Origin of the sequence: uncultured Roseobacter sp. (assembly GCF_947492555.1) — a bacterium.
In the GTDB taxonomy this organism is placed as follows: Bacteria; Pseudomonadota; Alphaproteobacteria; order Rhodobacterales; family Rhodobacteraceae; genus Roseobacter.
The window spans coordinates 1,236,026-1,262,171 of the sequence record NZ_CANLNE010000001.1 but is presented as its reverse complement, the minus strand read 5'-3'; the positions used below and the strand labels follow the sequence as shown (position 1 = coordinate 1,262,171).

Annotated in this window: 31 protein-coding genes; 18 read left to right on the top strand and 13 right to left on the bottom strand. The window is 58.9% G+C overall.

From position 1 onward, the window contains the following. Positions 1-51: 51 nt before the first annotated feature. On the bottom strand, positions 52-705 hold the full coding sequence (locus Q1A07_RS06175; protein ID WP_299778750.1) for a bifunctional 2-polyprenyl-6-hydroxyphenol methylase/3-demethylubiquinol 3-O-methyltransferase UbiG: 654 nt from the start codon (positions 703-705) through the stop codon (positions 52-54). Between the two features lie 109 nt (positions 706-814). Here Q1A07_RS06175 and Q1A07_RS06170 point away from each other — a divergent pair, with 109 nt between their 5' ends. The 3 genes from Q1A07_RS06170 to Q1A07_RS06160 all read left to right on the top strand — a co-directional run bounded on the left by Q1A07_RS06170 (position 815) and on the right by Q1A07_RS06160 (position 2,905). Further along, positions 815-1,702 (top strand): LysR family transcriptional regulator, encoded by an 888-nt coding sequence (locus Q1A07_RS06170; RefSeq protein WP_299778748.1) that lies wholly within the window; start codon positions 815-817, stop codon positions 1,700-1,702. 89 nt (positions 1,703-1,791) lie between these two features. Continuing rightward, a complete protein-coding gene (locus Q1A07_RS06165) occupies positions 1,792-2,175 on the top strand; it encodes a hypothetical protein (RefSeq protein WP_299778747.1) in 384 nt (127 codons plus the stop codon). After that, the gene (locus Q1A07_RS06160; protein WP_299778746.1) at positions 2,156-2,905 is read left to right on the top strand and encodes a hypothetical protein; all 750 of its coding nucleotides are present in this window, start codon (positions 2,156-2,158) and stop codon (positions 2,903-2,905) included. Before Q1A07_RS06165 ends, Q1A07_RS06160 begins: the two co-directional genes overlap by 20 nt. A 12-nt stretch (positions 2,906-2,917) precedes the next feature. On the opposite strand, the gene Q1A07_RS06155 is transcribed toward Q1A07_RS06160, so the two are convergent. Then, on the bottom strand, positions 2,918-4,918 hold the full coding sequence (locus Q1A07_RS06155) for a peroxidase family protein (RefSeq protein WP_299778745.1): 2,001 nt from the start codon (positions 4,916-4,918) through the stop codon (positions 2,918-2,920). 306 nt (positions 4,919-5,224) lie between these two features. On the opposite strand from Q1A07_RS06155, the gene Q1A07_RS06150 reads away from it, so the two are divergent. Continuing rightward, positions 5,225-5,938: a GntR family transcriptional regulator gene (locus Q1A07_RS06150; RefSeq protein WP_299778744.1), complete on the top strand. Its 714-nt coding sequence runs from the start codon at positions 5,225-5,227 to the stop codon at positions 5,936-5,938. Between the two features lie 141 nt (positions 5,939-6,079). Continuing rightward, positions 6,080-7,156, top strand: coding sequence for a saccharopine dehydrogenase C-terminal domain-containing protein (locus Q1A07_RS06145; RefSeq protein ID WP_299778743.1), 1,077 nt, complete (start codon positions 6,080-6,082; stop codon positions 7,154-7,156). Here Q1A07_RS06145 and Q1A07_RS06140 read toward each other — a convergent pair. After that, positions 7,153-7,890, bottom strand: a complete 738-nt coding sequence (locus Q1A07_RS06140; protein WP_299779202.1) for an aspartate/glutamate racemase family protein — start codon at positions 7,888-7,890, stop codon at positions 7,153-7,155. The two genes, Q1A07_RS06145 and Q1A07_RS06140, sit on opposite strands and share 4 nt — an antisense overlap. 198 nt (positions 7,891-8,088) lie before the next feature. On the opposite strand from Q1A07_RS06140, the gene Q1A07_RS06135 reads away from it, so the two are divergent. The 10 genes from Q1A07_RS06135 to ccoS all read left to right on the top strand — a co-directional run bounded on the left by Q1A07_RS06135 (position 8,089) and on the right by ccoS (position 15,897). Then, a complete protein-coding gene (locus Q1A07_RS06135; protein ID WP_299778742.1) occupies positions 8,089-9,333 on the top strand; it encodes an FAD-dependent oxidoreductase in 1,245 nt (414 codons plus the stop codon). A gap of 62 nt (positions 9,334-9,395) precedes the next feature. Beyond that, positions 9,396-9,947: a hypothetical protein gene (locus Q1A07_RS06130; protein ID WP_299778741.1), complete on the top strand. Its 552-nt coding sequence runs from the start codon at positions 9,396-9,398 to the stop codon at positions 9,945-9,947. After that, positions 9,940-10,242 (top strand): DUF1971 domain-containing protein, encoded by a 303-nt coding sequence (locus Q1A07_RS06125; protein WP_299778740.1) that lies wholly within the window; start codon positions 9,940-9,942, stop codon positions 10,240-10,242. The genes Q1A07_RS06130 and Q1A07_RS06125 overlap by 8 nt, the downstream gene beginning before the upstream one ends. Further along, positions 10,226-11,824, top strand: a complete 1,599-nt coding sequence (ccoN, locus tag Q1A07_RS06120) for a cytochrome-c oxidase, cbb3-type subunit I (protein ID WP_299778739.1) — start codon at positions 10,226-10,228, stop codon at positions 11,822-11,824. The genes Q1A07_RS06125 and ccoN overlap by 17 nt, the downstream gene beginning before the upstream one ends. A 3-nt stretch (positions 11,825-11,827) precedes the next feature. Then, positions 11,828-12,559, top strand: coding sequence for a cytochrome-c oxidase, cbb3-type subunit II (gene ccoO, locus Q1A07_RS06115; RefSeq protein ID WP_299778737.1), 732 nt, complete (start codon positions 11,828-11,830; stop codon positions 12,557-12,559). After that, positions 12,556-12,720 (top strand): cbb3-type cytochrome c oxidase subunit 3, encoded by a 165-nt coding sequence (locus Q1A07_RS06110; protein WP_299778734.1) that lies wholly within the window; start codon positions 12,556-12,558, stop codon positions 12,718-12,720. Before ccoO ends, Q1A07_RS06110 begins: the two co-directional genes overlap by 4 nt. Beyond that, a complete protein-coding gene (gene ccoP, locus Q1A07_RS06105; RefSeq protein ID WP_299778732.1) occupies positions 12,713-13,522 on the top strand; it encodes a cytochrome-c oxidase, cbb3-type subunit III in 810 nt (269 codons plus the stop codon). Before Q1A07_RS06110 ends, ccoP begins: the two co-directional genes overlap by 8 nt. Continuing rightward, positions 13,506-13,676 carry a hypothetical protein gene (locus tag Q1A07_RS06100; protein ID WP_299778730.1) on the top strand — a complete coding sequence of 57 codons (171 nt, stop codon included), beginning with the start codon at positions 13,506-13,508 and terminating at the stop codon, positions 13,674-13,676. The genes ccoP and Q1A07_RS06100 overlap by 17 nt, the downstream gene beginning before the upstream one ends. Next, the gene (locus Q1A07_RS06095; RefSeq protein WP_299778728.1) at positions 13,673-15,754 is read left to right on the top strand and encodes a cation-translocating P-type ATPase; all 2,082 of its coding nucleotides are present in this window, start codon (positions 13,673-13,675) and stop codon (positions 15,752-15,754) included. Before Q1A07_RS06100 ends, Q1A07_RS06095 begins: the two co-directional genes overlap by 4 nt. Continuing rightward, positions 15,751-15,897: a cbb3-type cytochrome oxidase assembly protein CcoS gene (ccoS, locus tag Q1A07_RS06090; protein ID WP_299778726.1), complete on the top strand. Its 147-nt coding sequence runs from the start codon at positions 15,751-15,753 to the stop codon at positions 15,895-15,897. The genes Q1A07_RS06095 and ccoS overlap by 4 nt, the downstream gene beginning before the upstream one ends. 15 nt (positions 15,898-15,912) lie before the next feature. On the opposite strand, the gene Q1A07_RS06085 is transcribed toward ccoS, so the two are convergent. After that, a complete protein-coding gene (locus Q1A07_RS06085; RefSeq protein ID WP_299778724.1) occupies positions 15,913-16,221 on the bottom strand; it encodes a DUF6522 family protein in 309 nt (102 codons plus the stop codon). Between the two features lie 67 nt (positions 16,222-16,288). Next, on the bottom strand, positions 16,289-16,855 hold the full coding sequence (locus tag Q1A07_RS06080; RefSeq protein ID WP_299778722.1) for a DUF2189 domain-containing protein: 567 nt from the start codon (positions 16,853-16,855) through the stop codon (positions 16,289-16,291). 313 nt (positions 16,856-17,168) lie between these two features. On the opposite strand from Q1A07_RS06080, the gene Q1A07_RS06075 reads away from it, so the two are divergent. Then, positions 17,169-17,579, top strand: coding sequence for a group III truncated hemoglobin (locus Q1A07_RS06075; protein ID WP_299778720.1), 411 nt, complete (start codon positions 17,169-17,171; stop codon positions 17,577-17,579). Positions 17,580-17,624: 45 nt separating this feature from the next. On the opposite strand, the gene Q1A07_RS06070 is transcribed toward Q1A07_RS06075, so the two are convergent. From Q1A07_RS06070 to Q1A07_RS21905, 3 genes are all read right to left on the bottom strand, one after another. Next, positions 17,625-18,596, bottom strand: a complete 972-nt coding sequence (locus Q1A07_RS06070; RefSeq protein ID WP_299778718.1) for a helix-turn-helix domain-containing protein — start codon at positions 18,594-18,596, stop codon at positions 17,625-17,627. A gap of 160 nt (positions 18,597-18,756) precedes the next feature. Then, a complete protein-coding gene (locus tag Q1A07_RS06065; RefSeq protein ID WP_299778715.1) occupies positions 18,757-19,167 on the bottom strand; it encodes a CopD family protein in 411 nt (136 codons plus the stop codon). Then, entirely contained in the window at positions 19,160-19,468 is a 309-nt protein-coding gene (locus tag Q1A07_RS21905) for a DUF3817 domain-containing protein (protein WP_366944028.1), read from the bottom strand. The genes Q1A07_RS06065 and Q1A07_RS21905 overlap by 8 nt, the downstream gene beginning before the upstream one ends. Positions 19,469-19,696: 228 nt before the next feature. Here Q1A07_RS21905 and Q1A07_RS06060 point away from each other — a divergent pair, with 228 nt between their 5' ends. Next, positions 19,697-20,116, top strand: coding sequence for an Rrf2 family transcriptional regulator (locus Q1A07_RS06060; protein ID WP_299778713.1), 420 nt, complete (start codon positions 19,697-19,699; stop codon positions 20,114-20,116). A gap of 212 nt (positions 20,117-20,328) precedes the next feature. On the opposite strand, the gene Q1A07_RS06055 is transcribed toward Q1A07_RS06060, so the two are convergent. The 4 genes from Q1A07_RS06055 to Q1A07_RS06040 form a co-directional block, all read right to left on the bottom strand. After that, positions 20,329-20,634, bottom strand: a complete 306-nt coding sequence (locus Q1A07_RS06055; protein ID WP_299778711.1) for a cupin domain-containing protein — start codon at positions 20,632-20,634, stop codon at positions 20,329-20,331. A gap of 298 nt (positions 20,635-20,932) precedes the next feature. Beyond that, positions 20,933-22,690 carry a TRAP transporter fused permease subunit gene (locus Q1A07_RS06050; protein WP_299778709.1) on the bottom strand — a complete coding sequence of 586 codons (1,758 nt, stop codon included), beginning with the start codon at positions 22,688-22,690 and terminating at the stop codon, positions 20,933-20,935. Positions 22,691-22,786: 96 nt separating this feature from the next. Next, entirely contained in the window at positions 22,787-23,737 is a 951-nt protein-coding gene (locus Q1A07_RS06045) for a TAXI family TRAP transporter solute-binding subunit (protein WP_299778707.1), read from the bottom strand. Between the two features lie 209 nt (positions 23,738-23,946). After that, complete coding sequence (locus Q1A07_RS06040) at positions 23,947-24,756, bottom strand: formylglycine-generating enzyme family protein (RefSeq protein ID WP_299778704.1); 810 nt, start codon at positions 24,754-24,756, stop codon at positions 23,947-23,949. Between Q1A07_RS06040 and Q1A07_RS06035 the strand changes: the two genes are divergently transcribed. After that, a complete protein-coding gene (locus Q1A07_RS06035) occupies positions 24,755-24,964 on the top strand; it encodes a hypothetical protein (protein ID WP_299778702.1) in 210 nt (69 codons plus the stop codon). The two genes, Q1A07_RS06040 and Q1A07_RS06035, sit on opposite strands and share 2 nt — an antisense overlap. Before the next feature lie 86 nt (positions 24,965-25,050). Here Q1A07_RS06035 and Q1A07_RS06030 read toward each other — a convergent pair whose 3' ends face one another. Further along, a complete protein-coding gene (locus Q1A07_RS06030; RefSeq protein ID WP_299778700.1) occupies positions 25,051-25,950 on the bottom strand; it encodes a hypothetical protein in 900 nt (299 codons plus the stop codon). Positions 25,951-26,146 lie beyond the last annotated feature (196 nt).

Here is a 26,146-nt window from a genome sequence, read left to right as displayed (position 1 = left end):
CGCTAAGATCAAACGGGCCCGCTCGTCAAGAAATTGCTGATCGGGGATTCGTCAGCCGGGCTTGCGCGCAACGATAAAGATGCCTTTGCGCGGGCCAGGACGCCACGACTGGTCGATCTCGAACCCTGCATCCCTGAACATCTCCTCCAGCTCCGAGCCTTTGACAAAAAGGATATGTGGTAGCAGCCTCAGCGCCCCGCCAACCATGGCAATCGGTTTGAACCATCTCATCCCGTCGCCGAGGCAAACGGTACTCGAAAACATCATCCCGCCCGGTTTCAGCATGTCGAAACTCTTGGCAATTGCCGCGCGGGGATCTTTGAGAAGGTGCAGAATGCTCATCGCCAGCACCGCGTCATACCGATGGCTTGGCGGCTCGAAGTCCTCTATCCGATTCTGCACGAAGGAGACGTTGTCGATGCCTTGATCCTGCGCCTTGTGCTCGGCAATGGAGATCATCTCGGCTGAAAAGTCGAAGGCCAGCACATGATTGACATGCGGCGCGTGGATGAGCGCGGTCGTGCCCGTGCCGCATCCGAATTCGAGTACATCCATGTCGCGGGTCAGGAATGACTGCGTGATGTCCAGCTTGCGCTCATAGGTCGCCTGATCGGCAACCGGGCGTTTGGCGTAGCCCGGCGCAACGCGGTCCCAAAAACGCGATTCGCGTGCATTCGATATCTGGGATGGGGCGGCATAGGTCATATGTATTCACCTTCGAATAGAGATGACGCCTTCTTACATCTGCATGGATCGCAAATAAATTGACCAATTTTGCTTTCCTGATATGCATTTTTGTATGGATTGGCGTTCGATGAAATTTGACTGGAACCACGCGCGGGCTTTTCTGATCACCGCGGAGGAGGGGTCGCTCTCGGCAGCAGCACGCGCGCTGGGGATGACGCAACCAACGCTGGGCAGGCAGGTGACGGCGCTGGAGGAAGAGTTGGGTGTGCTGCTGTTCGACCGTGTGGGCCGCAGCCTGAAGCTGACTGCGAACGGGTTGGAACTGGTGGATCACGTGCGGGCGATGGGGGATGCAGCCAGCCATGTTTCGATGACCGCATCGGGGCAATCGACCTCGGTGGAAGGCACCGTGCGGATTACCGCGACAGAGGTGGCGTCGGCCTATGTCCTGCCCGCGATGATAGTGCGTTTGCGGCAGCAACATCCGGGTATCGAAGTTGAAGTTGTCGCCACGAACCACCTGCGGGATTTGCGGCGTCGCGAGGCGGATATCGCGATCCGAACGGTACGTCCAACAGACCCACAGCTTATTGCGCGCAAATTACCCTCTGAAACTGCGCATCTCTATGCGAGCGGTGACTATCTTGACCAAAACGGACCCTTTGACGGGCCGGAGGCGATGTCGACGGCGGTCTTTTTGGGCTTTGATGAGAACAACCCGTTTATCGAGGCCCTGAACGCGCGGGGGTTGCGACTGTCGGAACACCAATTCCCGGTGCGCACCGCATCGCATTTGGCGCAGTGGCAAATGGTTCGGCAAGGTCTGGGTATCGGGGCGATGCTGTCGCGCGTGGGTGATGCCGACCGGTTGGTGCGCCGAGCTATGCCATGGTTTGACGCATTTGCGTTTGATGTTTGGCTGGTGGCGCACCGTGAAGTGAATTCCAGCAGACGGGTGCGGTTGGTTTTTGACTGGTTGGTCAGAGAGTTCAATGCGCTGCCAGAATCGCCTTGAAGGAAGAAACTCAACGGGCGCTGACGGGATTTCTTGAAATGCGCACTGACACCTGAAAAGATGATCGCAGGAATCTGATGGGGGTTCAGATGCTCAAAATGCGATATGTTTTGCCACTTGTGGTCGGGTTAGGGCCCCCCGTGCTGGCCTGTGACTACTGTTCGGCGGAGGTCACACTGACATCGGAGCTGGCGGAATGCTACCTGCAGCGCGTCGATGTGGAGATCAACCAGATGCTGGAAGCGAACCTGCCCGCCCAGTTAATCAACCTGGCTTCCTGCGATGGTGCGGAAACCGCTACCCGCGGCACGTCGACCCTGCCGGGTGTCAGTCCCGGTGAGAAGAAACCCGATCTGAGTTTTCTGATGGATGCCGCCGGTTTGCGCTGCCTCGCATCTGAGCTGCAAGCTGCGACCTGGTCGCCTGATCCGATCAAAACCTTCGAGGTCCGGCGTGACTGCGAAGCGCGGTAAGTCCCGCAAGACCCTCTCGCACGAGATGATGAACGAGGTGTTGGCGGAGCCTGCGCCCGACCTTGATGTCGATGTTGAGGGCGCCAATGACCGCGACATCGATGAAGAGGGACATGCACCGCCGACCCGCCGTCCGATCGAACCGGGCAAAGATAACGCAGAGCGTTCGACCCTCCTGACGCGTGCAGAGCAGTTGATGCGCATCGCGGCCAGTCTGGGCGTAGCGGCCGCTGCCATCCTCGGGGTTATCGAGTATTCCAACGCCAATGAAGACAACCGACGCGAGCGCTCGCTTGAGATCGTGCGGGATTGGCAAGCAGAAACGAATGTCCAGCGATATACGTCTGTTCAGGAATTTGTTGAGAGTAAAGTCACAGAGCCCACGTTAAAGGCACAGTTACAGGTTTTATCGCCAGAGGCTTTGCCCGATGCGCAAGCCAACCTGGGTCGTGCGTGGACGGCTGCTTTACGAGACAGCAGCGCGCCACAAGACAGGCAGATTGAGCGCGATATCGACCGGCTGATGCTATTCTTTGCGCAGATGGAAATCTGCATTGCGTCGGAGCTTTGCAACGCGGAGGTGCTGCGCGCCTATTTCGATCTCGAAGTTTCATCCTTTTGGACGTACTTCAAAGGCTATGCAGAGCTGCGCCAGAGCGCAAACTACCAAGGGTATGGGGATCCGGTTGCCCGGCTTGTGGAGCGTTTTGCGGCGATGCCGGATCCCTGATAAACCCGTGCGTTACTCCCGGACCCACCCGGTCTGGGTCATGCCGACAAACCCGAGGTTTTCCGGTGCGGGGATGTTGCGCAGTACCAGGTCACGCATCGACCCGCAGGCGGCAATCTGCTCCCAGCCATATTTGGAAAAGGTCGGGTGCTCCTGTGCCGGGTCTTCGGGGGGCGTGAAGACGTGCTCCGACAGTAGTGGATTTGTCAGGGCCTGCGAAAAGGCGTCCAGGGCCACGAAGGACAGGATTGTCTGCGGCAGCGGGGCGTTCTTGACCCGGTCTTCGCAAAACAAGCCTACAAAAAAATCGACCCGGTTCACGTCGCCGTATGTGTCTTTGAGCAGTTTCGCAACGCCCCGGTTCGAACTGATCTGCGACATCTCGGTGATTGGCAGGCGCTGCAGGTACTCCAGATAGTCCGTGAAGGGGCGCAGGCGGCAGAATCGCCCCTGTGCGACAGAGGCTTCCTCCACATGCATCAGTGACTTGGTGGTGTTGCGGGGGCCAACTTCGCCCGCAGATTGTGCGCTCATGTCTTCAAAGGCGCGCCCCAGCCCGATGTCGATCAGCGGCTTGTTTTCCATGAAGTAGGACGGGCTGACCTTATGCGTGGTCTCGCCCCAGGTGATCTGATCCGGGATCAGCGCGTGCCAGCGGTAGAGCAGGCTGAATTCCGTCGTGATCCAATTGGGCCGGTTCCATTTCGCGCCCCAGGCCGCCTTTGGGTCCGCCTTGATCCGGAAGGCGGTGGGCGCAATGTGGTTGATGTAGTCCTCAACCACGATCTTGATGAATTGCACGACGACGATGTTGCGTGCTGTCTCGAAAACGCGATCATCATCCCAGTCGGGGTTACGCCGCCCAAGCTCAGATGCAAGCCGGTTGTGTTCGCGCAAGAGCACCGTGTTGATCATCGCCGTTTGTGGCACCGAATTTGCCCGGTCGCCGCCAAAGGCGAACAGCCTGCCGCGTTTCTCGCGTACCCGTGCGGCCACTTCCGGCGTGCCTGATTTTATTGCCGCGTTCAGGTTGTCCAGGCCCAGGGGTTTGTCGAGGATGTCGAACTCCTGCTTGATGTCGTTACCCTCGAAGAGGAAGGGTGCAAATTCTTCGCCATCCAGAATCTGGCTTTTCAACTTGCCGCGATCCTCCGGCGCCGGGGAGGCGACCCGTAAGGCCGCCGTCTGTGCCGCTGTTCGTCCATAGAGCGGGCAAAGGTCGATATTGTGGTTCGACGTGTTCCGCTTCAGGCGGTCGGGGTCCTTTTCATCCGTTGTGGTGCGGATAAACCCGTCCGTCAGATACTGCGCGAAGGAGGGGAAAAGGCAGGTCGATTTAGGACAGAGGCGTTGCGTGTCCCCCGTCCGCGCAAACAGATGTTGGATGTCATCCCATGGCGGCAGGCTTTCAGGGTCGATGGGGGACGGGCCAAGATGGCGGGCGCTCCATTCCGTATCTGTAAGACTGGACCAGGACGTGTAATCGCTCTTGGTGGAGAAGGGATGCGGCCGGTTGCGCACCTGATTGACGATGCGGTTGATGACAATGCGGTTGATCAATGCGTCAAGCGGTGGGATTTTCGCGATCAGATCGACGATCCACTGCACGTTCAGCAATCCCATCGCCTTGTTCCCGAGCCATCCAAGAATGCGCCGTTTTGTCAGCTCTACACGGCGGCTTTTCTTCATACCGCCGTAAAAAACCCGGAAGATCGCGGGAAAGACAAGAATGAACCACAGCTGACGCGACCAGGGGAGATCGAGGGCATATACGGACCAGAGACCGGCAAAGACACTAAGCCCGGTGAAAATCCACCAGCCTTCCTGTTCGTCGCGCCAGATGCGATAAATGCCATACAGGCATCCCAGAAAAACGGGCACCAACAAAAGGCGTGCGCCCTCACCAGGGAACTGTGTTGCATGCGTCATCGTGTGATAGACGACGATCGCGCCAATGATGAAACAGGTTGCTGTCAATAGGGTTTTGCGCTGCTGCGCACTGTCGGTTGCCATGATAATCCTCCGGCACTATTTAAATGACTTTGTAAAATACCGACCACTTCACACTAAAACGGCACATTTTTCTAGTTTAGATTGCGGTCGGCCTGAATCTCGTTGGTCAGCTTTTGTGTCGCAGGCACTGCCGTGTTGTGACGCCGGTTGAATATTTTCGTTTGAAGGCCGAATATTTTTTTGGATTATGTTCAATCTCCTCATTTTGCGTTGTAGAAATGCAGTGCTGACCGATTTCAGAAAGCTTCCACAATGCTTCCGTCTCCACCTCGCTCTCCGCAACCCGCTTCGCGGCGCAGCCGTCCAATGCGTGTTGCCGACACGATCAAAGAGCTGGTCATGGCGCGGGATCTCAAGCGCGGTGATCGCCTGCCAGCAGAGTCCGAAATGATCAATAGCTTCGGGATGGCCAAGAGCACCATTCGAGAGGCAATGCGCATCCTGGAGGCGCAGGGATTGGTCGAGACCCGCACGGGTCCGGGGGGCGGTAGTTTCGTTGCGGAGCCTTCAGCGGAGCGGGCGCGCTCATTGCTGGGCAACTACTTCTATTTTAAGGATGTAAAGCTTGTAGAGGTGTATCAGTTGCGCCGCTTGCTGGAACCTGAATTGGTGGCCTCTCTCTCGGGGTGTTTAAACGAGGATCAATTGACCGAGCTGGAACAGCTTTCCGAGCGATTCCCCAACCCGCCGCATACTACTGAAGATGAGCGTGCATATCACATCGGATCGCTTGAGTTTCATGTGCGGCTGGCCTCTTTCGCGCAGAATGAATTGTTGGGTTTCGTGATTGGTTTTCTGACGACCGTTCTGTCGGAGCTTACAGTCTGCCGAGGCGGTGCGGAGCATGCCGCAGCAGCGCTCTGGCGCAAGGGAGGGTCATGCCGCAAACGCCTGTTGATCGCATTGCGTGAGGGATCCCCCGGAGATGCACGCAAGGTGATGCTGGAGCATATACTGGCCGAAGAGGCGATAATGCTGTCCCAGAACGCAGAGCTGCGGCGTCGCTTTGTCACAAGGTGACACCATCCAACTAGCTTTCTGACCCTTGCGCCGCGATATTTCGTTGGTGGCGAAGATCTCGATTGCACCTGCGCGTCGAAGGCGATTTGCATAGGCTGACCGGCGCAGACGAGTCGCCGCGCGAGTTTCAAAGGGGATGGTATGGAACGCATCGTAGTCTTGGGGATGGGCAAGGTCGGCACCTTGGCGGGTGAGCTTTTGCATGAGGCGGGTTTTGCCGTCACCGGAATCGACGCGCTCGGAAAGTCAGACGATTTGCCCTTCGAAACGCAGATTTGCGATCTTGCTGATCCGGCGCAGTTCTCCGCGGCTCTGCAAGGGGCGGAGGCGGTGCTCTCCTGTCTGCCCTACCATTTGAACACAGGCATTGCAGAAGCTGCGCATGCCGCCGACCTGCACTATTTTGACCTGACCGAGGATGTCCCGACCACCAAGGCGATTCTGGAGTTGTCAAAGACCTCCAAAGGTCTGATGGCCCCGCAATGTGGGCTGGCGCCGGGGTTCGTGGGGATTGTCGGTGCGGATCTGATCGGCCAGTTTGACGATTGCCGCGCCTGCAAGATGCGCGTGGGGGCCTTGCCGCAGCACCCGACCGGCCTGATGGGGTATTCCTTCAACTGGTCCCCCGAAGGCGTGGTCAATGAATATCTCAACGATTGCGAAGTGCTGGAAGATGGGCAGATCAAATCCGTCTCACCGATGGAATGGATCGAAAAGCTCTACATCGACGGGACGGAACTGGAAGCCTTCACCACCTCTGGCGGACTTGGCACGATGTGCGAGACCTATCTCGGGCGCGTGCCTAACATTGATTATAAGACCATGCGCTACCCCGGACATGTGGATTTGATGAATTTCTTTTTCCACGAACTGCTGATGCGGGACCGGCGCACAGAGGCGGGTGAAATCCTCGTGCACGCGAAACCACCAGTGGAGGATGACATTGTCTATGTACACGTTTCTGCCGAAGGCATGATCGAAGGCAAACTGGCCCGGCGTGAGTTCGTGCGTGGGTACAAACCCATTGACCTGGCGGGGCGGCGGCGTACAGCCATCGCCTGGACAACGGCCTCCTCGGTGGTGGGGGTGATTGAAATGGTGCGCGATGGCAGCTTGCCCCGTGCCGGTTTTCTGAAACAGGAAGATGTCCCCCTCGCTGCCTTTCTGGCAACCCGCACCGGATCGGCTTATGCTGCAGAAGGCGCTTTTTCAGCTTAGACGTGGCGCGGGTCATCCAGCTCTGCCGGGAAGGCGCGGGGCAGGAGAGCGGCCTGAAACCAGGTGACCAGCGTGTAGATGGAATAGACCGGCAGCCCGGTCATGCGCCTGATGTCGCGCGCATAAGGGATCATGTTGGTGCATTCCAGTACGATGGCGCCTATCCCCTCATATTCGCGGACAAGTGCCTGCGCCGCCTCCAGCATATCCAGACGGCACGCCTCGAAATCGATTTCCGGCTGATCCGTCAGAATCGCTTGCGAAAAGCAGCGCCCGCCGTCCGTTCCCATGATCGGCGTGTCGGGCGGCACGCCTGCGCAATAGAGATGATCGGGGGTCAGGCTGTCCTTTGCGATGGTCAAAACACCCACCCGCTGGCCCGGCGGCAGGGTCTGGGCAATCATCGGTACCTGCATGAGCGCCGAACTTGCGACGGGCACCTCCAGTTCGGCCTTGAGATCATTCTGCAAGACCGACAGAAAACCACAGTTGGTCACAATCCCATCGCAGCCCATGCGCACCAGCGCGCGCCCTTCATTAATGAAAGCGTCGCGCATGGCGCGCGCGTCCTGCAGCACGATCCGGTCAGGTGTTGCACCGTCCACGACACGGTAGTGAACGGGGAAAGGCCATGTGAACGCATTGCCAATATCGCCGGGAATGCGGGGAAAGCGGGTTTCCAGCATCAAGATGCCTACCGTTGCGCCGTAGATGGTTTTACCGCCTGACTGAATACTCATGTAACATCTCCACACTAGGCCTCAGACACTCTTGGCATAGCATGCAAGGTCCCGCATCCCTAGTGGACTTTCTGACCACAACCAATGCGATTGAGCGTCAGTCAGCGACCACTATTCCGCCTATTTGATGCAGAAACCAATTGACCCCGGACACCCGGCGGGCAAGGTGATCCGCAATTGGTGGGAGGAACAATGTCGCAACAGGTTATCGTCATTGGGGCGGGTATCGTTGGGGTGTCCACCGGCATCTGGTTGCGACGGTTCGGGGCGGACGTCACGCTTGTCGATCGCGCAGCGCCGGGTCAGGGCACGTCATACGGCAACGCAGGTGTACTGGCAGCCTGCTCAATGGTGCCGGTCACTGGACCGGGCCTGATCAGCAAGGCGCCGGGGATGCTTCTGAACCGGGATTTTCCGCTGTTCCTCCGGTGGGCGTATTTGCCAAAGCTGGTGCCCTGGCTGATGAAGTATCTGGGCAATGCGAATGATGCGGATACCCGCAGGATTGCGCGGGACCTGACGCCCATCGTTGCCGACGCGGTCGAACAGCATAAGGCGCTGACCGATCAGACCGGTGCGGCGCATTGGGTAACGGACAGCGATTACCATTTCGCCTATGCGAGCCGCGCGGCCTTCGACGCGGATGGCTACACCTGGGCATTGCGCAAGGCTGCCGGCTTTCAGCCGATCCTGTCGGAAGGAGCCGGGGTCCAGGACAAGGAGCCGAACCTCTCGTCCGCCATTGGATGTCTGGCCACAATGAAGGATCACGGATTTATTCGCGATCCGGGGGCGTATGTGGCGGCGCTGGCCGAGGAATTCTGCCAGATGGGCGGGAAGATCGTCACCACGGAAGTGGTGGATTTCGATCTCTCGGGTGGGCGGATCAAGGCGGTGCTCACCAGGGACGGACCCATGCCGTGCGATACCGCCGTGCTGGCAACCGGGGTGTGGTCCAAACCGCTCATGCGTAAACTCGGTATCTCCGTGCCGCTGGAAAGCGAACGGGGCTATCACATCGTCTTTGAAGGGGCAGAGAATGGCCCGCGCGCACCGACCATGGTGGCCAGTGGCAAGTTCGTGGCGACCCCGATGGCGGCGGGTTTGCGCTGCGCCGGGGTTGTGGAGTTCGGCGGGCTTGAGGCAGGCCCGTCCAAGGCACCCTTTGCCTTGCTGCGTCGCAAAATCAAAGAGGCTTACCCGGCCCTGACACATTCCCGCGAAGAGGAGTGGATGGGACACCGGCCGGCGCCTGCTGACAGCCTGCCGCTGATTGGGGAAATCGGACAAAGGGGTGTGATGACTGCCTTTGGGCATCACCACATTGGCCTTACTGGCGGCCCCAAAACCGGTCGCCTGGTTGCGGAAATGCTCACCGGGCGTTCTCCGAATATCGATTTAGGCGTGTACACTCCAAATCGCTTTGCCACGCGGTAGAACCGACCATCTCAATCAGAGCCTGATCAAACGCCGGTTTCCTGTCCGTGCCCTGAGACGGGATGTCACATAAGAAATATATAAAATATATTTTAAAGAGATGTCATCACTTGAGTCAAATCGTTGTCATGCAATCGAAGGCGTATCTGAAAATGACAAGCAATCTCTCTCGCATGACCTGTCTGCTGTGGGCAGGGCTCGTACTTGGCGGCTCCATCGTGGTTGCACCAGCCAAATTCAGCGTGGCCGACGTTGATTTTCAGGATGCTGTGCGCATCGGTCGGGCACAGTTTGAATGGCTGGGAATCGTCGAATTGGCGTTCTGCCTGACGCTGCTGTTCAGTGCCTTGTTACAAGGGCGCGCGCGCAATCCGATGCTGTTGGCACCGGCTATAGTCTTCGCGTGCCAGCACCTCTTTGTCGCGCCTGCACTGCATCTGGGAACAGATCGGTTTTTCGAAACCGGCCAAAGGGCCGAGGGTCACCTGCATCTGATTTACGTTGCAATGGATATTGCAAAAATCGCCCTACTAATTTGGGTCGGTATGGCGGCCACAAAAGCAACCCGATCACGCCAACGCGCTACAGCCGGAAAAGTGAAGTCCCGTGCCTGAAGGATTGCAGAAGTACCGCGAAACACCGCCTTTCACGGCAGATGATGTCCCGCCAAGCCTGCTAAGGGATCACGCGACAAAAGAAGGTGTCTGGGCATGTGTTTGCGTCACGGACGGCAGGATTTCCCTGCATATCGTGGATGATGACGTCGAACAGATGCATGAACTCTCGTCTGGGGAAAAATACCTGGTGGCTCCAATGCTTCGGCATCGCGTTGCCCTTTCCGAGGACGCCGTTTTCCACATTGAATTCTTACAAAAGGCACTGGAATCGGACGATGACCCTCACGATTGAACGCGGCTTCGCGCTTGTTGCTCTGTCCTTGGCGGGTTTCCTGGGAATCGCGATTCTGGGTTTCGCACGGGACGAGATGTTCGCCTTACATGGTTGGATGATCTTCGTCGCCGTTGTGATCGGCGCCAAAGCCTTGCTGGATCGGTTCGAAGACGGGGCGCCCGCAGTGCAAAAGGGATACAATGATCGTCCGATCAAATGGGCCGTCGTCGCCGCCGGATTCTGGGCGTTGTTGGGTTTCAGCGTGGGTGACCTGCTGGCTTGGCAGCTGGCCTTTCCGCAACTGAACGGCGAGGCGGGGGCGCTGAATTTTGGCCGCATCCGCCCGGTGCATACCACGGCGGTTGTCTTCGGGTTTGGCGGCAACGCGCTGATCGCGACCTCCTTTTACGTGGTGCAGCGGACGTCGCGCGCGCGGCTTTACGGCGAGCTTGGGCCTGAACTGGTGGTGGGGTTCTTCAACCTCTTCGTGCTGCTGGCAGTCACCGGCTACCCCGCGGGCATCACCCAGTCGCGCGAATATGCCGAGCCCGAGTGGTATGCCGATCTGGTGCTGCTCATCACCTGGCTGGGGTATTTCGGCGTCTACCTCGGCACGCTGGCGCGGCGAGTGGAGGCGCATATCTATGTCGCCAACTGGTACTACATGGCCTTCATCGTGGTGATCGCGATGCTGCATGTGGTCAACAACCTCGCGGTGCCGCTGTCCTTTGCCTATCCCAAGAGCTATTCGCTGTTCACCGGCGTACAGGACGCGATGACCCAGTGGTGGTACGGGCACAATGCCGTGGGCTTTCTGCTGACCGCCGGGTTTCTGGGCATGCTCTATTACTTCCTGCCCAAGGCGGCGGGGCGGCCGATCTATTCCTACCGCATGTCGATCGTGGGGTTCTGGGGGATCACGTTCCTGTATCTCTGGGCCGGATCGCACCATTTGCATTACACCGCGCTGCCGGATTGGGTGCAGGTGCTGGGCATGTCAATGTCGATCATTCTGCTGGTGCCGAGCTGGGCTTCGGTCTTCAACGGGATCTTCACGCTGAACGGCGCCTGGGACAAGGTGCGCACCGACCCGGCGGTGCGGTTCATGATGGTGGCGGTGCTGTTTTACGGGCTGGCGACCTTCGAAGGGTCGTTTCTGGCCATCAAGCCGGTGAACACGCTGAGCCATTACACCGACTGGACCGTGGGGCATGTGCACGCCGGTGCGCTGGGCTGGGTCGCCTTTGTCAGCTTCGGCGCCTTTTACAAGATGGTGCCCTGGGTCTGGCAGCGCGAGGGGACCTATTCGCAGCGTCTGGAGGCCTGGCACTTCTGGTTGGCGCTGGCGGGCACGTTTCTCTACGTCGTGTCGATGTGGAACAGCGGCATCACCCAGTCGCTGATGTGGCAGACCTACGATGCGCAGGGCTATTTCGTCTATTCCTTCATGGACACCGTGATTGCCATGCACCCCTATTACGTGATCCGTGCCATCGGCGGATTGCTCTACCTGATCGGCGCCGGGATCGGCGCGTGGAACATCTACCTGACCATCCGGGGGCCCGCGCAGGTCACCCGCCAGGTCGTGGCCGCGGAGTGAGCCATGCAGAACGCCCATGCAAAACTGGAACGGCATTCCATAGGTTTTGCCCTTGCGATCCTCTTCGTGGCCTCGCTGGGCGGGCTGGTGGAGATTGCGCCGCTCTTCACCATCGAGAACACCATTGAGGAGGTCGAGGGTATGCGGCCCTACACGCCGCTGGAACTGGCCGGGCGCGACATCTACGTGCGCGAAGGCTGCTATGCCTGCCACAGCCAGATGATCCGCACCCTGCGCTCGGACGTGGAACGCTACGGGCATTTCAGCCTCGCCTCGGAAAGCATGTATGACCGACCCTTCCAATGGGGCTCGAAACGCACCGGGCCGGACCTCGCCCGCGTCGGGCAGAAATACTCCGATGCATGGCACGTGGCGCATCTGCAGGACCCCGGGGCGCTGGTGCCCGGATCTGTCATGCCGTCTTATGCATTCCTGAGCCAGACGCGGCTGGATCCCGGCTATCTGGAAAGCGCGCTGCGGGCGCTGCGCTTTGCGGGCGATCCCTATGGCGCGGAACAGGTGCGCGACGCGCCCCGCCATGCCGCCTGGCAGGCCGACCCGGAGGCGGAATACGAGGATGAGCTGCGCGCGCTTTACGGCGAGACCGTGCAGCTGCGCGACTTTGACGGCCAGCCCGACCGGTTGACGGAAATGGATGCGCTGGTGTCCTATCTGCAGATGCTCGGCACGCTGGTGGATTTCGACGCGCTGGACCCGGCGGAGATTGCCCGATGACACACGACACGGTCCTTGTCTTTTCAAAGACATATGGCGCGATTTATCTGCTGGTGTTTTTCCTGATTGCAACCGCTTGGGTCTATTGGCCGCGGCGCAGGAAGACCTATGAAAAGGCAGCTGAGTGGCCGCTGCAGGACGAGGCCTGCCGCGATGACTGAGCCCCAGGATCAACCGCCCGAGACCACCGGGCACGAATGGGATGGCATTACCGAGTTCCGCAACCCGGTGCCGCGGATTTTCAAGCTGTCCTATGTGCTGACCGTCCTGATCTCGATCCTGATGTGGGTGCTGCTGCCGAGCTGGCCGGGGGTGCGGGACATCTGGCCCGGCGTGCTGGGGTATTCGTCACGTACAACCGTTCTGGAAGGTGTCGAAGAGGCCGAAGCCCTGCGCCAACAGGCTCCGGCGCAGACGAGTATGCGCCCGCTTGGCAGCATCCTGTTCGCAGATAACTGCGCCGCCTGCCACGGCTATGATCTGGCCGGTCAGCCCGGATTTCCCAGCCTGACTGACGCGGCGTGGCTCTGGTCCGGCACGCGCGCGGAGATCATTGCAACCATCCGCTATGGCATCAACACCGACCACCCCGCGGCGCGCTACAGCGAGATGCCTGCCTTTGGCCGCGACGGGATGCTGCCAAAACCCGAGCTGGAGGCGATTGCGCACTATGTCGCGCGCCTGTCCGGCCCGGCACCGGATCACGACAGTGCGGCGGCGCTGGCGTTCGAGGACAATTGCAGCGCCTGCCACGGGGCGCGGGGCAGCGGCATGGAGGGCACCGGTGCGCCGAGGCTGGACGACGCGCAGTGGATCTACGGCGGCAGCATCGAGGCCATTCTGGAGAGCCTGCACGCGGGTCGGCGCGGCGTGATGCCCGCGTGGGAGGGCCGGTTGAACGACCGTCAGATTGAGGAGCTGGCGGACTACCTGATCGGTGTGGCGGATGCGCAGGGCAGCTGATCGCGAACGGCGTGCGCAGCGCGTGGCCCTGGGTGGTCTGCTGGTGCTGCTGCTGTGTTACGGCGGGCTCAAGGCGGGGCACATCATGCTGGCGCTGGAGGCCTATGACGGGCAGGCCATTGAGGCGCCGCTTCTGGAGCTGCGTGCAAAATGAGCGGGCCGGGCGCATCTTTCCACGGCGTGGTGCAGAACCTGACATGCGGGGCCTGCGCGCTGCGGCTGGAGCGGCAGCTGGCCGGTCTGGAGGGCATGCGCCGCGTGGTGGTGAACGCAACCACGCATCGGCTGCGGGCCGAGTATGACCGCGGCGTGCTGAGCGAAGCCGCGCTGATCGCAGCCGCCGCGCGCGCCGGACACCCGGTGCAATCGGCCGCGCAGGAGGGCGGGCCGCGAGAGCCAGACCTGGTGATCCCGCTGGCCGTGGCCGGGTTCGGCATGGCCAATGTGATGTCCTTTTCCGTCTCGGTCTGGGCCGGGATCGACATGGGGCCCGCCACCCGGCAGGCGATGCATCTGGCCTCCGCGCTTTTGGCGCTTGGGGTGACCGGATTTGCGGGCCGGGTGTTCTTTGAGCCTGCGCTGCGGGACCTGCGGCGGGGCCGGGTGTCGATGGACCTGCCGATCAGCCTTGCGATCCTTGCGACGCTTGCGGCCAGTTTTCTCGCCCCGCTCGGGCTGGCGGAGGAGGGCTATTTCGACGCAGTGGTGTCGCTGATTTTTTTGCTGCTGATCGGGCGGGTTCTGGACCAGAAGGTGCGGCGTCAGACCCTTGGGGCGGCAAGGAACCTGCAGGCCCTCGTGGTTGGGCGTTTTGCGAGGCTGGCACCGGATGGCAGGCTGGTCGATGTCTCCGCCGCCGATCTGCAGTGCGGCGACCGGATTCTGGTGCGTCCCGGCCAGACCGTGCCGGTCGACGGGCGGCTGCGGTCTCCGGGCGGGCGTATCGATCGCAGTCTGATCACCGGGGAAAGCGATGCGGTGGCTGTTGCGGCGGACGATCTGATCCTTGCGGGCAGCAAAGTCTTGCAGCGGGCGCTGGAGATCAACGTCACGGCGGTTGGGGAGGCGGCATCGGTGGGCCAGATGGCACAGATGATGCGGGTTTTCGAGGACCGGAAGGGCCGGGCGCAGATCCTCGCCGACCGGTTTGCCGCAACCTATGCGCCAATGGTGATCGGCGGTGCGATCTTCGGCTTTGCCCTTTGGTTTTTCGTGCTGGACGCATCCCTCGCCGAGGCCACAATGATCGCGGTGGCGGTGCTGGTGGTGACCTGCCCCTGTGCGGCTGGGCTGGCCACCCCGGCGACGGTGGCGCGAGCAACCAATCAACTGCTGAACCAGGGAGTTCTGGTGCGCTCCGGCCGCGCCTTGGAGGCGTTTTCCCGTGCGTCCCATATCGTGTTCGATAAGACCGGCACCCTGACGCGCCCGGTTCAAACTGTCCGCCGCGGTCTGCCGACGGATGTAGCGCGCGCGATGACGGGGCTTGCAGCGAACAGCGCGCACCCTTTGTCCCGCGCGCTGGTTGGGGAGACGCGGGTCGATAGCATCACCCCTGCTATGGAAAAGCCAGGGGAAGGGCTGCGCGGGGCGGACGGCTCAGCTTTGGGCTCGGCAGAGATGTTCGGCCTTCAGGTCACTGGGCCAGTCACTGCCAGCTTCTTTAAATCCAAATCTGGAGATCTATATGAAGTGCCTTTCAAGGAAGTTTTGAGCAACGATACAACGGACACCGTTTGCCATTTCCAGCGGGCTGGTGTGCATCTGCACATCCAGTCGGGAGATCGTGATGATGTGGTTCAAACCATCGCGGATGAGATCGGCATTACTTCTGCGCAGGGCAATGTCAAACCAGTGGCAAAGGCGGATTTCATCGATGGCTTGCGCGGGTCGCCGGATACCATTGTCGCGATGGTCGGCGACGGTGTTAATGACGCGCCGGCGCTCACAGCGGCAGATGTGTCCGTCTCCTTTTCAGATGGGAGCGCGATATCGCAGGACGCTGCCGATTTTATTATCATCGGAGAAAGCCTTGCAAAGCTGATACCGATTTTCGAAGTGTCGCGGAGCTGCCGTCGGATCATTGGGCAGAACCTTGCGTTCTCCACCATCTACAATCTGCTGTCGCTGCCGCTCGCGCTTTGTGGATTCATCACACCATTTGCCGCGGCAATTCTTATGGCGTCATCCTCGATCGCGGTAATGCTGAATGCGCAGAGGATTCGGTCGTGAATGCCTTGTTGATCCTCGTGCCGGTCTCGATCTTGTCGGGCATTTGCGGTGTGCTGATCTTTGCCTGGTTGACCCGGGACGGCCAACTGTCCGACCCGGAAGGCAATAAGTACCGGATTTTTGAACCAGATGAACTTGAATAGCGAGCGCGGGCGGAATCATTCCCGCTCGTCTTTGGGCGCAGCTGGCGCGTCAAGGAAGGAATAGAGCCCGGTGCCACGCGGTACCTTCGTTTTGCTGCGCTTTAACACGCGGCCGTTGTCGTCCACGGTTAGCCGTACCGAGATGCCATTGTAGCGAAAGGTCAGACGCTGCGTGCCTGCATGTTCGTCGATACCGGTTTCGGACTGGGTGAAGATTTTCTTGTCGCGCATCAGATTCTGCACTTCGTCCGGCGCGATTTCCAGCAATGGCGCGAGATCGTTCACATCGATAACGAAGCCGTTTTCGCCGGGTTCAAGTTTCATTGTGTGTCCATATTCCTGATGTCAGCCTTGGTCTGACGTTACTATCTCACGACCGGCCCCTGCAGTGCTATAGCGCTTTGGTGCCCAACTGCTCGCTGTATGCATGCCAGCTGGCAAAGCCCATCAGCGGGAATAGCACGATGGCGGCCAGAAAGCCTGTGACAAGGATGGTCAGTGCGGCGACGCCGATAAGACTTCCCCAGACCATCGATTGCGCGATATGCGTTCCGCAATGCGAGAGGCTTCTGCCCATGGCGGAGAAGGCATCGATTTCCCGATCCAGCATCATCTGCAGCGAATAGGCCGAGACGGCAAATGCAAAGGCGGCGAAGACTGCGCCTGCCAGCAATGCCCCCGCAAGGACTGCAATACCGTGCGGTGTTGTGGCCATCTGTAGCATCGCCTCGGCGGCGCCCGGAAAGGGTGTCAGACCGTAGTAAAGCGCAAAGAGGATCGTTGCCGCCCGCAGCCAACCCAGAAACAGCAGAGCCAGCACAGCACCCACGATGACGAATTGTCCCGGAGAGGCCACACCCTGACCGCCGCGCCCTTGGCGGCGGCGCGATATTCGGAAGAGACCCAGTGATGTCATTGGACCGACCAGAAGCGCGCCCGCAACGGTGGGAGGGATCATCCAGGATAGGCCGAAACCTGAAAGCGCCAGAAGAGTTGCCCATGAGAGTAGAACCACAGGCAGACCGTGGGTGATGCACGCAGAGGGACTGGCCTTGAGGTCGTCAAACCCCTTGGCAAGCCATGCCGTAACCGTCGCAAGATCGGATGTTGATCGATCCGGGCGGATTCTTTCGCATGTGTTCATTTTCTCAAAGTCTGCTTCTGGTCATTTCGCGATTTAATATATAAATAATATATATCTAATAAGCAATATGAAAGATGGACCGATGCAAGACCCGACAAGTGATCTCCCCAAACCGTCGCAATCACATATGATGCAGCGGTTTCCAATTACTGCTGCCGAGATCGACCAGTTGATGAAAGCATTCTATGCGGAAATCCGTGTGCACCCCGTGCTTGGCCCGGTTTTCATCAACGCCATTGGAAAGGATCGGCTATCCTGGCAATTTCATGAGGCCAAGATCGCATCATTCTGGCGCAATGCGGTGCTGATGGATCGAGGGTATCGTGGTAATCCGATGATGAAGCACCTCGCCAATAGTGAGATAAAGATCGAGCACTTCCCGATCTGGCTAGACCTTTTTCGCCGGGTGGCTTCTGATGTGTTGCCGGCAGATCGTGCTGCGAACATTTCGGCGCTTGCGGACCGGATCGGCCGGGGACTGTCTTATGGACTGGCGGCTGAGCGAAACGGGAGTACACCGCCCAACCTCGCCGGGTGACGCCGGAGTGTTTGTTGCCGTAAGTGGTCTGAGGGAGGTGCTATCTTAGCTCCGTGCATGCAGCCGCTGGTGCGCGCTTGGAGATAGACCGAACGTACGCAGAAATGCCACCCTGAATCCCGAATACGAACGAAACCCCACCCGGCCTGCCACTTCCTTGGTCACAACCCCCTCTTCCAGGAGGGTTTTGGCCAGATCAAGGCGCATGCGCTCCAGGTATTTCGCTGGTGAAATACCCATCGCCGCCTCGAATTTGCGGTAAAATGTGCGTTCTGTCATGCCGACGATCCTTGCCAGCATGCCAACGCTCACGTCTTGCGCGGGGTTGTCCAGCATCCACTCAACCGCACCGCGCACTTCGCGGGATGCGGCGCGGGATTGTGCTTCCAGGAACGAGCTGAACTGGCTTTGATTACCTTGTCGGCGTGAAAAAACTACCATTCGCTTGGCGACCGCTGCGCTGAGCTGAGGGCCGTGATCTTCTTCGAGAATTGCGAGGGCCATGTCGATGCCGGTGGTGACGCCTGCAGACGTCCAAAGATTGCTGTCCTTGGTGTAGATGCTGTCACCGTTTACTCTGACAGCTGGGAACCGGTCTGCCAGAAAGGCGCAGATACCCCAGTGAGACGAAATCGTGTGGCCATCCGCGAGGCCGGAGCAGGCCAGAACATAGGCCCCACTGCATACGGACCCGACCCGCCCGCAACGCCGCCCCAGGCCGGCGAACCAACTCACGTAAGTTGAGTTTTCGGCAGCGGAAAATAGAGGATCGCGTTCCGCGCCGACCACGATCAGAAAATCATCCTGTCCGAATGAAAAATTTGACGATGGTTTGCTGTCAATTGCAAAGCCCGCGCTGCCACGTACCAGCCCCCCGCGCGGAGTGATGGGGATTACATCATAGAGTGGCATCTCCGCTTGCAGATTGGCGGCCTGAAAGACGCAGGCGGGCCCGGAAAGATCCAAAGGCTCAAATCCATCGAATACCGCGAAGAAGATACGAGTCGTTTTGCGCATGGCAGGATTCTATCAGTTTGTATGCATCCTGCCAAATGGTCTATATGACGAAAGCCGACTGGAATGCCTGATGATTGGGCAAAGCAATCGGGTGCGCGTCGGACGACAGCTACAGTCGTCTGTGCCCTTGCCAAGCTTTCAAGTGACCCACTACCGGCCATTAAATGGGTTTGACCAAGACCAGCATGGCAATAAGCGCAATCAGGGTCGCCTGCCCGGCGATCAACGCGATGGCTTTATGTGCGGAAATCGCGATTTGATGTTTGTCCGTCGCGTCTTCCGCCGTGCGAAACCGGGCGGCAAATGCACCTTGTGCCCCGGACAGGAATAGGACGATCACAAGTTTGGCAATCATCCATGGCTCCCTGATCTGGCCCGTCGTGGTTACCAACCAGAGACCGAAACCCCAGGTCAGAAAAATTCCGGTGCCAGACACCACGCGAAAATACAATCGCGTGCCCTTTGCGGCGGGGCTTCCGGCTGTCAGCAGCAAAAGCGCGGGTGCAGCCAGCATGGCGGACATCCACAGGATGACACCCGTGACGTGCAGGGCCTTGATGATCTCAACCAACGGTCGCCTCCCGCATCCTTGCCGCCAAAAACGGATCATTTGCGAAGGTGCCAAAAGGTAGAACTGCCGCCCCGAGAACCCGTGCGATATGAAGCCGTTCCCAAGTGCCATCAAAAATCGTGGCGCAGGCTAGCATCAGGTAGAGAGAAAAGCATCCACCGTGTATCGGACCGAGGAGAGACACCGGTGTTTCCCAGCCCGAAAAGTATTTGAGTGGCACCGCCAAAAACAGCAAAAGTATCAGGGTTGTGCCCTCAACCCATCCCGCAATTCTGAGCCTGCCTAGAGGTGATGTGATCACGAAGTCTCCCCGCGAGCGTTTTTTCACGTCCGGCGCAGTTTAGGCATCGACGGGGGGACGCCCCAGTCATTTGGCTTGTTCATCGGTGCCAAAAATGATGCAATCCCGCCAAGAGCTGTTGGCGGGAAAGCCATTTTCCAACACTCCATGAGGAGAAGAGATGCATAGTTTCAATGACCGGACAGAAAAAAGATGTAAGACAACTACATCTATGCAGGGAAGATCATCATGCGATTGACCAACTTCTCGGACATTTCGCTGCGCGTGCTTTTGTTCGCGGCAGCGCATACCGATCGCCTTGTTACGATCGACGAGATGGTTTCTGTCTTTGGCACGTCACGTGGGCAGTTGATGAAAGTCGTGCACAATCTGACAACAAATGGATTTCTTGAGCCGGTGCGCGGGCGCGCTGGGGGTCTAAGACTGGCGCTTGCACCGCGCGAGATCAACCTTGGCAAGCTTTTGCGTCACACCGAAAATGACTTTGGCGTGGTCGAATGCATGCGCACGGGCAACCAATGCGTGCTGACGGGCGATTGTCGGCTTCCAGCTGTATTGACCCGCGCGATGGACGCATTTTTTACGGTTCTAGATGCGCAGACGCTCGCGGATGTCGAGCTGAAGGCCGTGGATTTTCTTGGTAAATGATCTGTGCTTTGCATGCATGATTGCGCGTTGTGAAGGGGTAATCGAGCGCCGATAGATCAGGCTCTCTCATATCTTCTCTGTCCGCTTTGAGCAGCGGAAAGCAATCATCCGTGTCAAATTTGGAGCGCCAGGTGCAGGCGCTCTTGAACCTGGCAGCCAGACATGGGGCTCAATGACAAATTAAAACATTGATTTCATTGATAGGAATGATCTTATCTTTCCTCCGGCGCATCCGCTTGTTGCTCAAAGGCAGCCACACTGTTTTTTTGCGCTTCGCCCCCCTCCGGACCGAACATGACGACCCATGTGGCAAAGTCAGTCGAAAATTCCTCGAAACGGTGTATTGCGCCAGCAGGAACGAAAATTGCATCGCCTGATTTGAATGGGAATCTGTGCAGCAGGTTTTCATGATCCCCGATGACGAAATGCCCCTGACCGCGCACTACAACATAGACCTCATCCTGTTCATGTACAGGCTGGTGGTCTTCGATCTCCGGCGTGTAGAAAAACATGGTCATTGTGCCATGCTTGCGCATGATGGCGGCGGGCAATCCAAAGGGGGCTGTACCGTTGCTGAGCGCTGTTTGAACAGCCTGAGCCGCCTGAGCTCCCGATAAAATGGGTGAGGGGCCGTTTGCCGGGGTTGGAATTGAGTGCATTTCTCTGTCTCCACCTGTTTTCTGAGATGGAGGTATGAACCTCGGGTGGATGTGGCAATTCCTTGGCTGTGCCAAAGAATACGCTGATCCTGCCAGTGAGATTGCGGGCGCGAAAAGGGGCCTGCGGAAACTAATTGTTCAGCAATGACACCGGGGGTCAGAGCAACAGCGGAAAGAAGATGATCAGCCCTCCGCCAAGTAAGGAGCAGGCGCGCAAGATGCCAGAGCGCGCGCCAATGAGTGCGAAGGATATCAGCGTCAGGCCAAGCCCGGTCTGGACCGCCGTCAACAGTGCTTGTGTCGGCACGGATTGCAGTTTGATCAGCGCCGGGTTTGCAATCATCGCCAGCGGGATGATGTACAGGCCAAAGCCGAGAGTCATGGCCGTGAGCGCCACTTTCAGCCAGTTTTCCCCGATCATGCCCGCCGCGATGAATACTGCACCGCAGACCGGGGGTGTGATGGTCGAGAGAAGCGCGAACCAGAAGACAAAGAGATGTGCCTGCAACGGTTCCAGCCCCAGTTGGATCAGCGCCGGTCCGGCAACGGATACGCAGATCACGTAGGCCGCGGTGGTGGGCACCTCCATGCCGAGGATCAGGCAGGCGAGCGCCGTCAGTAACAGTGCAGGCCACAATCTGCCGCCTGACCCCGAGAGGATCAGGGATGTGATCTTGACCCCCAACCCGGTGATTGACAGAACGCCGATGATGATAGAGGCGCAGATGATGATGGCGGCGATCAATGACACCTGACGCGCGGCATTCAGGGCCGCAGTTTCGATGCGGTCCCGCGTTTCCGGCCACGATCCCAGGCCTTTGGTGTTGAAAAACAGCAGCAGAACGCCCGTGAGAATGGCGAGGCTTGCCGCGTATTGCGGCGTCACCTTGATCCAGAACATGCCCACCAGCAGAACGGTGAAGGGCACGGCAAAAAACGCGGATGTGATGATCACATCCCGTGCGGGCGGTTGATCCCTTTTGTCGATGCCAGAGAGGTGTTCGCGCGCGGCATAGGCATCCACACCCACCCAGACGGCCAGAAAGTAGAGCACGGCCGGGAGCAGCGCCGCCGCCATGATGGAAGTGTAGGGAACGCCTGTCAGTTCGACCATGACAAAGGCGCCAGCGCCCATCAGGGGCGGCATGATCTGTCCGCCAGAGGACGCAACGGCTTCAACCGCTGCTGCCAGTCGCTTGGGGTATCCCAAACGTGTCATCGCGGGTAGGGTGATCGCCCCGGTGGAGGCAACGTTGGCGGAGGCGGACCCGGAGATCGAGCCGAAAAACGCGGAGGAGAGCACGGAGACTTTTGCCGCCCCGCCCTTGAGCCGGCCTGCAGCGGCAGAGGCGACGTTCATGAACCCTTGCCCGGCCTCCCCGGCATTCAGCACGGCGCCGAAAATCACGAAGATCGCGACCACGTTTACCGAGACGCCCGTCAGGCTGCCCCAGATGCCGCCCTCTGCGATGGTCAGCGTGCCCAGAAAGCTGGGCAGCGGCGTGCCAGAATGACCGAACTCGCCTGGAATGTACTGGCCAAACAAGCCGTAGAGCAGGGCGGTCAGCGCAACCATCGGCAGGGGCCAGCCAATCGCGCGCCGCGCAGCCTCCAGCACGACGACCAGCAGTGTCACGGCGATCACCGTCTGAAAGCTGCCCTCCAGAAACCCGTATTGATCGGACAGCGCGTCATGCGACCAGGCCACCCAAAGGGACGCACCAACGCCTGCAATGGCGAGAGCTGCCCCGCTAAGGCGCATGATGCGGGACTGCGCCCCAGCCAGCAGTATCCATGGCAACGCCAACGCCAGGTGAATAGGGCGGCTGACAAGGTTCGGGACCAGACCGGAAAAGATTAATGCCAGGTGAAATGCTACCAGACCGAACGCGGCGGCAAAGATGATGAGGCGCATGGCAAAACCCTTGTGGCCCAGGCGATTGGAGCCGCAGCACTAAAGAGGAAAGCCGCAGGCATGCCCGGGCTTCCCTGATGTTTCATCGCTGGTGGATCACATCTGCGCCTCGGTGAGCGCGTATCCGATTTCCTTATAGTAGCGGATGGCACCGGGGTGGAGCTTGCTTGTAATGCTGCTCATCAGACCTTCATTCACACCATTCCACCAGGGTGCGGCTTCCCCCATCTTTCCACGCTGCTCCCAGAAGGTTTTGGTCAGCTGATAGGCGACATCATCGCTCATCGCGGTTGTGGTAAAGGCCGCCACGGGCAGGGAGGTCGTGGTGATGTCGCCATCTTGACCGGCGTAGGTGCCTGCGGGGATCACCAGCTTGGTGCGCTTTGTCTGGCCGATCTGGTCGTCATCCAGCGACAGGACCGTCACACCGGTGGTTGCCGCCGCTTCGATGACATTCGGGGCGGGGTAGGACCCGGCAGTCACAAAGCCGTCGATCTGACCGTTCTTGAGTGCGGCGACCGCGTTGGAAAGTTCCACATCGGCAAGATCGACCTTCCCCTCAAGTCCGAACAGCCCGAGATATTTTTCACCCTCACGCGCGCCAAAGGATCCCTTGCCAAGCAGGATGGTCTTGCCTTCCAACCCGCTGAAATCGGTGACGCCACTCGCGTCGGATACCACGAAATGCATGGTCAGCGAGGGGATCGGAAACAGGGCGCGAATGGTGTCAAAGGCCGGATCGCTCTTGCCGTCGAACATCGCCTTGCCCTGCTGCGCAAGACCGATCAGCGCCGGGGGTGTGGTGAAGACATAATCCGCGCCCCTTGCGCGCACTTCCATGACGTTCTGGACAGAACCTTGGCTTTCCTCGACTGTCACGATCACGCCACCGTCCGTGCCTTCTTTCATCGCCTCGGCAATCTGCACGCCCATCTGGTAGTAGGACGACGTTGATTTGGCCGACTTGTAGGTCACGCGCTCTTGCGCGGTGGCAAAGCTCGCCGTCACAGCCACGGCGGCGCTCAAAAGAATGGTTGCAAATTTCATTTTTCCCTCCCTTGGAATTTCGATTTTTGTTTCGGTACCGTCGGTCTCCGGCCTTTTGAGACGGGTGACACAGGTTTTGATCGTACATCTGGTCGCATGTTCTGGAGAGCGAAAACAACCTGCTTTTGCCTGCTTGATCAGAATGATGCTTTGTCACAGGTCTCACTTTGAGCATGGATTGAACGCAGAGACACACGCGGATCTGCGGATCAAAGCGCGACACGGAACCCGGTATGGCCCGTGGTACTGTCCGGCGTATTCCAGGTCCGCGAATGCACAAAATACCGTTCGCAATAGGACGCATGGCAAAGATACGATCCTCCTCGGATCACGCGGCCCGGCCCTGTTGGTAAACCCTTCGGGTCATGCGGGGGGCGCGCTTTGGGGCCGTCGGGCAACGCGCCAAACCAATCGGCACACCACTCCCAGACGTTGCCCGTCATATTGAAAAGCCCAAATTCATTGGGTTGGTATGTTTCTGCCGGGGCAGTCCCGCAATAGCCATCAAGCGCGAGATCCGTTGCAGGGAAATCTCCTTGCCAAACGTTTTGAGCATGACCGGAAGAGGGGACCAGGGTGTTTCCCCAAGGATGCCGCGCGCCGCGCAAACCGCCGCGCGCGGCATACTCCCATTCCGCTTCGGTTGGCAGGCGGGTGCCTGAGTATTGGCAAAAGGCCATGGCATCATCCCAACTGATATGGGTGGCTGGATGATCCATACGGTTGGCGATATTGCTTTCCGGACCTTCAGGGTGAGACCAGCAGGCCCCGTCCACCCGACGCCACCACGGCGTTCCAGCCGCATGATCGGAATAGTCTTCCCTGGGATTCAGAAAACCTTCGAACACATAGGACCATCCTTCACGCTCCGCCGTGGTCTCGTAGCTCGTCTCTTGAGCAAAAGCTTGAAATACGGCGTTTGTGATCGTTGTGCGGGAGAGTTGAAACCCGGAAATTTTCACCTTTCGCTGAGGGCTGTCCAAGTCGGCTGCGTATTGCGATTTTCGCGCACCCATCATGAAAAACCCACCTTTGAGGGTCACCATGTTGCGCATGAGTGTTGTTGTTAAGGGCTCAGACGCGCCTCCGGCGGTGACGGCTTGCGCGCTGCTTTGTGCCGAGACAGTTTGCCTGCCCGGCGCGCAGCAGGATTTTTCGGCGGCTGAAGATGCATCGCTGGTCAATTCAAACTTCCAAGATCAGTGGCGACAATACTCGCAGCGATGAGCCGATTGATCGGTGCGCTGTCCGACAGGGGTTATTCATGACGCTTGCATCCCGTCCCATCCAAGAGCTCTGACATCGTTATAGGATCAGTAGTCCGGGTTCGGTGTAATTCCATCTGGTAGGGCCTTGTCTCGAATATTGCTGACCCGGCGGGCGCCCACCTGCCGTCGCAACCCCTTGTAGCCACGCTCCGACAGTTCGTTTTCCTTGAGCACTTCCCACTTGCGATAGTGGACCGTGAAGATCTCGCGCTCCTTGGGAAAGGGTTTGCCGCGCAATCGTCCGCCCAGAATGTAATGCTGTTCTTCCGGGAGCTCATTCCACGCCAGACCAGAGCGTTGAATGGCCAATGGCAGGCTCATTTGGTCTAGATAAGGCCGCTTGCAGTGCAACCCCTCTATAGCGTCAATCCGCTGAGCCGTATCCATCCAGACCTGCGGAAAGCTCAAACCATCGGCGGTGCGATGGGCCTCGGGAAATAAAACAAAACCCGAGCTGTAGTAGGGCATCACGGGGGCGCGTTTGTCGCGCATCATGGTGACACGCTCCTCAGGAAGCTCCATGCCCAGCGCACCGTAAATAGTCGTCCAGACGGATTGTGGTGCCCAGTGCATAGAGGCGGCGACCGAAGCCGATACATGGTCGGGCTTCACGAGGTTTTCGATGCTGTTTTCCCGGATCATCAGAACGTCGGAATCCATAAAGCCGGAGTATTCCGTGTCGCGAGGTTCAAGACAGGCCAGAAGCTTGTTGCCATGCGGATAGGCGGGATCAAACCGGTCATCAGCATCAATGGGGCGGACCTCACAGCGCATCCGCCGCAAGGCTTCGACGGCATTCGGATCGACCTCCGTCATGCGGTGGGCGGGACAGTACCCAACCAGTTTCACATCCTGTGGCATGTTTTCCCGGATCGAAGCCGCCAGATAGCATGCCAGATACTGGTAAGCGGGTGGCTCGACGATGAAAAACAAGGTGAGTGACATCAGAGAACTCTCTATCGCCTAAAATCTGTCAGGGAGAGCAGGAAAAGCAAACCGGATCAACGTGATGCGGGCCTTGAACTTCTGTGCATTTTGAATTCCTGCAGGGCTGGTTCTCTGTCGCCACGCTAGCATCAGCAATAAGCTGATCGCAACTTGTTCTTCGCTGCAGAGCTCTTTCGATCTCTATGGCCATTTT